The sequence below is a fragment of the Citrobacter sp. Cf088 genome (genome assembly GCF_030334295.1).
GTDB classification, from domain to species: Bacteria; Pseudomonadota; Gammaproteobacteria; order Enterobacterales; family Enterobacteriaceae; genus Citrobacter; species Citrobacter freundii.
In genome coordinates this window covers 1-383 of sequence record NZ_JAOWEE010000016.1, presented here as the reverse complement: position 1 = coordinate 383, position 383 = coordinate 1, and the positions used below count along the sequence as shown (strand labels likewise).

The 383-nt window shown below is 58.0% G+C and carries 1 pseudogene; it reads right to left on the bottom strand.

Annotated features, from left to right (window positions below):
• Positions 1-177 precede the first annotated feature (177 nt).
• A pseudogene (locus OGV71_RS00550) lies at positions 178-383 on the bottom strand (formylglycine-generating enzyme family protein); the annotation flags it as partial.

The following is a 383-nucleotide window of genomic DNA, read 5'->3' as shown; positions in this document are numbered from 1 at the left end:
CACCGCCTTCCACAAATACCTGCTCTGACTTTATCTGCGCCACAAATTCCTGCAGCCGGGCCTGGTCTTCCGCACTGTGCAGGGGTTTGACTGAGGCGGGGTTTTGATCGCAGCCAGCTGCTGCGACCATCACAATGGCGCACAGCCACAACCTGTCGTTTTTCATTATCACAGCCCTCACTTCACCGGACTCGGGTGGTTAACGGCGCATCGCACGGTTTTGTCGGTTGGTGGATAACCTTTATTTCCTGGGTCGGTTTTATAGCGCACCATGGTCAGCCCGAGCCCCGGCCCTGAATAGTTCTGGCTGCGCAGCACCCGCGTGTAGTACCCGTCCGGGTCTTTAAATACCGGCTGCTCCGGGCCCTGCGGGTCTTTTACCG